The following is a 7557-nucleotide window of genomic DNA, read 5'->3' on the forward strand; positions in this document are numbered from 1 at the left end:
GACGTCAGCCCTCCAGGACCGTGCGCAGGTCCCACAGGGTGCGCCAGGTGGCCGAACCCTGCTCGGCGCGGCGCCGGACCGGACCGTCCCAGTAGCCCCGCAGGCGCGCCGCGTCGGCCGGGTCGTCCTTGCGGACCACGCCGAGGAGATGCCCCGGGAGCAGCCCCAGTACGTCACGGTCGCCGGGGAAATACGCCGCGGCCAGCCCGAGCGCGCCCGCGACGGACACGGCTTCCGCGGTGCTCATCACGGTGGACGGCCGCTCGACCTCCCAACCCTCCGCCGAACGGCCCTCGCGCAGGTCACGGAAGGCGACGACGAGGGCCTCCAGGACGGCCTCGTCGACCTGGAACGGCGCGCCGGCCCGCTCGACGCACGCCCGCGCCTGGCTGCGGACCAGCGCCGTCTCGGCGTCTAGGTCCGGGATCGGGCCGACCGTCTCGAAGTTGAAGCGGCGTTTCAGCGCGGCGGACATCTCGGAGACACCCTTGTCGCGCAGGTTGGCGGTGGCGATGAGGTTGAAACCGGGCGCGGCGTGCGCCAGCGAGTCGTCGGTGCCCGAGAGTTCGGGGACGGCGATGCGACGCTCGGAGAGCAGGGAGACCAGGGCGTCCTGCACCTCCGGCAGACAGCGGGTCACCTCCTCGACGCGGGCGATGCCGCCCCGGCCCATCGCGGTCAGGACCGGGGAGGGCACGAGGGCCTGCCGGCTGGGTCCCTGGGCCAGCAGCAAGGCGTAGTTCCAGCCGTACTTGAGCTGGTCCTCGGTCGTACCCGCCGTGCCCTGGACGACCAGGCCGCTGGTGCCGCACACGGCAGCCGACAGCAGCTCGGACAGCATGGACTTGGCGGTGCCCGGCTCGCCGACGAGTAGCAGCCCGCGCTCGCCGGCGAGGGTCACGACACATCGCTCGACCAACGCCCGGTCGCCGACGAACTTGCCCTCCACCACCAGGCGACGCGGTACGCCCTCGGGGGCCTCGGCGTCGTCGGGCAGCCGCAGGGCCCGGTCGCCGCTTCCCATGACGAACGAGACGACGGCACGGGGCGTGAGCCGCCAGGCCGGCGGGCGGGGGCCGTCGTCGTAGGCGGCGAGGAAGGCCAGTTCAGTGGCGTACCGCTCCTCGGGCGGCACGATCTGACGGGTGTTGTCGGGGGAGAGGGTGGTGGTCATCGGGAGATCTTCCGGTGGGCTCGGGCGGTGGTCGTGGGTGGGGTCGCCGGGTGCGGTGGCCGGGTGGCCTCGCCTTCGGGTCACCGCCGGCGGCCCTTCCGCGTGGCGCGGGTGGTGAGCTCTTCGTATCCGGGCGCTTCTCCGGCCCGCACCCGGCCCCAGGCGCGGGCGAACAGCTCGGGCACCGGGAGGAGCGGGACCGCGCGGATCCCCTCGCGGACGGGATAGAGGCTCTCCTTCCACGTCTCCACCGGCAGGGCGGGTGCCTTGAGGTCACGCCAGCCGCAGGGAAGGAAGAGGGAGCGGCCGGCCCGGGACCGCTTGGCGTCCACGACCAGCTCTGTCGTCGTGAGTTCGGCCCGGGCCTTCTTCAGACGGGCGGGCTTCCAGCCGGTCCAGCGGGCGCAGTTGCGGTCCGTCGGGTCGGGCAGGGCGAGCAGTTGCAGATAGAGCGTCGCCGCGTCCTCGCCGAGACCGTGGGCCGAGGCGACCTCGGTGACGAGTGCCGGTACACAGACTGTGGGGTCCTGGGCGGGCCCGGAGGGACCTTCGGGACCGAGGCCGACGGCGAGGGCCCCGGCGAGTTCGTCGCCGAGGACGGAGCGCAGAGCGTGGAGACCGGTGGCGCGTGAGGTACCCACCAGCCCTTCGAGAAGCCCGAACACGGTGTCGTCCGGGCCGGTGAGTCCCGCCGGGCGCACCAGCACGGTCTCCTTGTCGCTGTGCCAGGGGCGCAGCGCGAGCGCTTCACCGACCCACGTGGTGCCGTCCGCGTCGGCGCCTCCGGTGGCGGGCAGTCCGTACGCCTTGCGCAGCTCGGCGGCCGTGGTTCCGCCCTTCTCCGTCCACTCGACGTCCAGGCCGAGCAGGAGCCCCGGATCGGTGACGCGGCGGCGCAGCGCGGCCAGACCCTCGGGCAGGGACGCGCGCAGGGGGTGTCCGTAGGGCAGGGCGTAGGCGAGCGAGGCGAGAGCGGCGACCGCACCGGTCAGGTGGTGGCGTCCGGGCACCGCGGCCGGATCCTCCGCGACCAGCCGGCCGTCCTTGTCGGGCCGCTGGACCGTGGTGCGGCTGAGCCAGGCGGTGCGTGCCGGATTGAGGACGTCCTCGGCGGAGGCGGTCGGCAGGCCGTCGAGAGCGGGTGCCAGATCCTCGGGCACGCGGACGAGGGAACCGAGACGCTCGGCCCACACCCGGCCCGCGGTGCCCGTGTCGGGACCTGTCGTCCACAACTCGGCGGGGTCGTCGGGCAGCAGGGCGCCGACGAGTGCCTCTCGGTCGGTGGCGGGAAGCGAGTTCAGCATGCGCCTGCCCGCGTTCAGCTGACGCGGCTTGAGCCCGATCGTGGCGAGTGCGTCGCCGCCGAGCTGCTCCGGCTGCCCGGCGAGCAGTAGCGCGGCCTGGAGCGGACCCAGGCCCGCGTGCGTCGCCGCGGCGAGCGAGGCGGGTGCCTCGGGATGCCAAGGCGCGGCCCCCTTGTCCCGGATCAGCCGGATGACGGCGGTGAGTCCGCCGGCCGGGAACGCGGAACTGTGCCGGGTCTCCTTCTCCAGCGGGAAGTGCGCGACGGCTCCGAACGCACCGGTCGGATCGTGGTCGAGAGCGAGCCAGTTGACGCGGTCGAGGCCGTAGTCGACGTTCCTGCGGCCGAGGACGACCACGGTGCGGCCGCCCCGCCGCAGCACCTGCCCCGCACGCTCCTGATTGCCGTGCCGTCGTCGCATGTCCAGCGGCTCGCTCAGCACGATCTCCCGCAGGGCGCTCCCCGGAGCGGCGAGCGGCCCTTCGGTGAGCGCCTCGAACAGAAGGAGCAGAGCCTCGCGTTCGGCCTCCGGCACGGTTGGTGCGGCGGCCCGGTAGACCAGCGGTCGCAGCACGGGCAGGAGGGACGGCCAGACCATGCCGAGGCGGGGAACGGTGTACTCGTCGCTGCGCCACCCGTCGCAGAGAGCGGTGCGGCGGATGTGATCGGGCAACTGCCTGCCGTCGGCGGGTTTCCCGGAGAGCACGTGGTTCACGGCGCGGATCTGCCGGAGCGTGGTCCACTGGCTGTTGCCGCCCCAGGCTCCCCACAGATTGGCCAGGCCGTCGGTTGCCGTGTGCAACGTGTGGTCGTCACCGTGCTCCGGGCGGTAGTCCGCGAACATGCCCTCGACCCGCTTCAGCTCCGGTTTCGCCTGCTCGACGGGTGGTGTGGCGAACCTGGTGACCGAGTCGGCGATCTGGAGTGTCGTGCGGACCAGGGCCGCCACGCCGGTGAGGAGTCGCTCGTCGGTGAGGCCGGGCAGTGACCGGGACACCGCCTGCCGTACGACCTCCTCGGCGGTCGGCACGGCGGGCTTGCTGTCGGCGGTCCCACCGGCCGACCCTCCGGTTCCGCCAGCTGGTACCCCGGTACCACCAGCCGGACTGACGGTCACGCCGGCCGGGCCTCCGGTCCCAGTGCTTGCCCCGCCCTGCCCACCGGCCGTCCCGCCGCCCGGTGTGGGATCACTGGCTCCCCCGTCGACGCCCTCGGCCGCCTTCACCAACGCCTGACGCTCGGTCAGCGCCTGCGCCGTGTCGCGCACCAGCTCGGCCGCCCGCTCATCGGTGAGGGCACGCAGCACGGCCGACGCACGCTCGTCACGGGGACGCAGGGCGTGCCAGAAGGCGACCGGCGGTACGAGCGGAGTGCCCGCGGCGAACTCCCCGCCCTGTTGGTTCGGTGTCACCCGGCCGAGCTCGCCCGCGTCGGTACTGTCGTCCTGCGCGAACAGGGCGATCCGGCGCCACTTCCGGGCCACCACGGGTGCGGCGCCTCCGGGGAGCCGCAGCGCACCGAGCGGCACAACGGTGCCCGCGTGCTCGGAAGCCCGGAGCGTGACGGTGCGGCCGTCGGGTGTCCCGGTGGTCGTCAGAGTCTCGCCGGCCTCGTCCTCGGTACGCACCCAGCGGCCGAGAACGGTGCCGTCCGTGCCGAACGGGCTGTGCTCCAGGCCTGGCTGCAGGGGCAGTACCTCGCACTGGTCCTGCAGCAGCGTCGCGTCGTCCCTGATGCCGGACCGTAGGAAGGCGGGCAGGGAAGCGCGCCCGTGGGTGCCGGTCGCCGGGTCGTACTCCAGCCAGACCTGCTGTCGGCCCTGCCTGCCCTCCCGCCAGTACAGGGTGCCGTCCCCGATGACGCGACGGTTCGCGGGCAGGACGGTGTCACCGGCGTGCAGGGTGCGCCCGCCGGTGGCCCGTCCGCCGCCGGGCAGCGGAATGGACGGGGCGCCGGCGCTGTCGTTGCGCCACCGCTGGGCGATCTGCTCACCGGTGAACGTGACCACCTCGGACGGCCGGGTGGACCAGTAGCCGCGCTGCTTGCCCTCCTGCCACCACACCACGAGCAGCTCCCCGTCGGTGTAGCGGAACCGCGGGCGCTGCCAGCGGTCCAGATCGGCCGGGAGCCGCAGGTCGTGTTCGAGCAGAACCCCGTCCGGTCCGACGACGACCGCCTGGCGACCACGGCTCAGGACCAGGCAGGGCCAGGCCTCGTCCACGATCAGCTTGTCGTCGCGGTCCTTGCGTGTTCCGCCGTCGAGCAGCCGCAGTGCGTCCTCGAGCGCGGGCCAGCCCAGCTCGTCGAGGATGCCGGCCCGCAGGGTGCGCCCGAGCAGCGGAGCCGTCTCGTACCCGGCGGCGCGAGTGACCGCTTCCGGGTTGGCCCGGGGCGCCACCGCCCGGAAGGGGCTCAGCCGGTGCAGTGCCTCACGCGCTCCGGGCAGACCCACGGCGGCGGTGAGCTCCCCGACCGCGCCGTCCAGCCACTCGCGCAGAACGTCCGTCAGCACGGGATGGTCGGCGAGGAGCTCGAGTACCGAGGCCGCCTGGTGGTCCTGGCTCACGGCACCGACGGCACGCAGCAGCAGGGGACGCAGACGCGAATCAGCCGCGATGGCGGCCAGATCACGCCGCTCGGGCCGGGTGTCCCGCGCCCAGCGGTCCAGTCCGAGATGGACCTCGGTGTCGGGGTCCGGCAGAACGAGGGGGATGTTCTGCGCCGCGCAGAGGTCCAGCAGCCCGATGTCGGCGCCCGCGTACCGGCGTCCGGCGAACAGGTCGACGGGCCGTCCGTCGGCGCACAGCCGAGGCGCCATTCGGGCCACCAGCTCGAGGGTGGCCGGCGAGGTGTCGCACACGGTCGCGCCGTGCTTGCGGTGGGCGGCCCAACGGCTGAGCCAGTCCGCCGCGTCGACACCGTCCGTCGCGGTGCCGCGCCCGTTCGCACCGTCGGCCCGGTCCCCGTCGGCGGCGTCCTTTTCGCCCCCGGCCTCGCCGGTCAGCAACCGGTCGGCGGCGCACTCGGCCAGCAGCGCCAGCCAGAAGTCGTCGTTCGCCACGTCGTGGTCCAGCCCGGCAGGCATGATCTCCAGCAGCCGGGCCCGTACGGCCGGCCGCCGGCCGGCGAGGACGGGCAGGACGGCCCGGTAGGCGGTCCAGAAGGAGGCGGGGGCCCGGACGGCGGCGGGGGAGGCGACCAGATCGGCGGCCAGGTCGCACTCCGTGGCGACTTGGGGCAGCCCGGCCGCCTTGATCAGCGTCCGCGCGTCCTGCGGCAGCGACGCGTACGGCGGCATACCGGCCGCGCTGCGCTCCACCGCCAGCTGCCGGAACTGGTGCCACGCCTCGGCGGCGTCCAGCCGGCCGGCGAGATCCTTCACATGCTGCTTCAGGGCCTTGACCGTCAGCGCCCCGGCGAAGGCGAACTCCAGGAAGACGGCGCGCTGTCGCTCCTCGTCGACGGCGAGCGCGTGCACTCGCTCGGCGTCGCGTGCCTTGCCGAAGAAGGCGGCGGCGTAGGTCGTGTTGTCGTACTGGAGGAAGATGCGGGCTGCTTGCTCGTAGAAGGTGGGAAGGAAGTGCGGCACCGCCCGGCCGAGCCGTTCACCGAGTGCCTCGAAGCCCTCCTTGGCGGTGCCGGGGCGGGACTTGGCCTGCCGTGTGAGCCGCTCGACGTCCTTGACCAGGGCCAGCGCGTGATGTCCGTTGGCCGGGTCGTTGACCAGTGCCCAGGCGGGGAAACCGAGGGTCTCCCGCCTTACCTGCCCGACCTCGGGAGTCTCCGCGTCGCGCACCAGGCCCAGGAAGTCCAGGGCGAGGTCCTCGGCCCCGCCGAGGGTGCCCGGCACCAACCGGACGACGCTGCGGTCGCCCAGTGCGGCATGGGTGTAGGTACGGACGGTGAGGGTGTCGGCGTCCTCCCGGCCGGTGCTGTCCCGAGGCAGGAGCGCGCCGGCGTCGAGCAGGGCGGCGGCGGTGGCGTCGTCGTAGACGGTGGTCCCACAAGTGCCGGGTGTGGTGGTGACCCCGGCGGGCGTGGTGGTGACCCCGCCCGGCGCGGTGGTTCCGTCGGTTGTCATGGTGGTCCCGTTCATGGCGCTCACGCCGCCCGCTCCTCGTCCTCGATATCGCGCCCGGCGTACAGCGCGGCAGCCATGCGCATGCCCTCCGACCAGGCCACCGGCCCGATTCGGCCGAGCTTCAACACCCGCCCGGCACCGTCGGTCCACACCAGGGGACCGGTCTCCGTCTCCTCGTAGCCGTCGTAGTCGCCGACCCAGACGCGAGCCTCGACGCCCTGGCCCTCCTCCCGTACGGAGCAGACGGCGTACCCGCCGCGCACGCGGTAACCGAGCTGGCTGACCCGCCCGTGCAGGAAACGCTGTTCTCTGAAGGCGCCGCCCGCGTACTCCTCGACCGAGGCGCTCTCGGCGTCGAGTGCGGCGGGGCGGTGCCATACCTCCCGGAAGAGCTGCTGGGCGTGCTGCTCGACGTCGAGTTCGACAGCGAACTCCCGTAGCTCCTCGAGGTCTTGGAGGAGCACCGGATGCGGAAGACGGACCAGGTCGGGTGCGATGCGCACGGTGTCTCCGTCGAGGTCGACGAGACCGATGCCGCGTTCGGGGTCGGCGTCCCGCAGGAACCCCGCGACCTCGCCGTCGGCGCCGGTGACGACCAGGTCGCGCAGGGCGGACCGCCAGGCCGGGTCGGGCCACACCCGGGTGATCACGGCGAGGGGGACGGGCAGTGACCTCACCATCCACCGCTCCACGTCGGTCAGGCACTGGCGTTCGTGCCGCTCCAGCCACTCGGTGAGCTGTCGAAGGCCCACCACGGCGGGGTCGTCCGCGAGTTTGGCCGGTACCGACTTGAGCCGTCGCCCGGCGGCGTTGCGGCACACCACCTTCCCGTCGTCCAGAGCCACCTCGTAGTCCCCGGCTGTCACCCACCCCATGAGTGCCTCCCCGCACCGCAGTGATCAAGTGCTGGAACTCTAGGCCAGCCCACTGACAATGAGGCAGGAGCAGGAGCAGGAGCAGGAGCAGGAGCAGGAGCAGGAGCAGGAGCAGGAGCAGGAG

Annotated in this window: 3 protein-coding genes; all 3 read right to left on the reverse strand. The window is 73.3% G+C overall.

Features of this window, described 5'->3' with window-relative positions; all coding sequences use genetic code 11:
• Positions 1-4 precede the first annotated feature (4 nt).
• Positions 5-1174 (reverse strand): ATP-binding protein, encoded by a 1170-nt coding sequence (locus ABEA26_RS03910; protein WP_345589214.1) that lies wholly within the window; start codon positions 1172-1174, stop codon positions 5-7.
• Between the two features lie 80 nt (positions 1175-1254).
• Positions 1255-6573: a hypothetical protein gene (locus ABEA26_RS03915; protein WP_345589233.1), complete on the reverse strand. Its 5319-nt coding sequence runs from the start codon at positions 6571-6573 to the stop codon at positions 1255-1257.
• 5 nt (positions 6574-6578) lie between these two features.
• Complete coding sequence (locus tag ABEA26_RS03920) at positions 6579-7433, reverse strand: DUF4132 domain-containing protein (protein ID WP_345589216.1); 855 nt, start codon at positions 7431-7433, stop codon at positions 6579-6581.
• Between the last annotated feature and the right edge of the window lie 124 nt (positions 7434-7557).

The organism is Streptomyces marokkonensis (assembly GCF_039539045.1).
GTDB lineage: Bacteria > Actinomycetota > Actinomycetes > Streptomycetales > Streptomycetaceae > Streptomyces > Streptomyces marokkonensis.

Excerpts from the sequence above, each read along its gene's own strand:
- ABEA26_RS03910 (WP_345589214.1), bottom strand. The coding sequence starts at position 1,174 with ATGACCACCACCCTCTCCCCCGACAACACCCGTCAGATCGTGCCGCCC.
- ABEA26_RS03915 (WP_345589233.1), bottom strand. The coding sequence starts at position 6,573 with ATGAACGGGACCACCATGACAACCGACGGAACCACCGCGCCGGGCGGG.
- ABEA26_RS03920 (WP_345589216.1), bottom strand. The coding sequence starts at position 7,433 with ATGGGGTGGGTGACAGCCGGGGACTACGAGGTGGCTCTGGACGACGGG.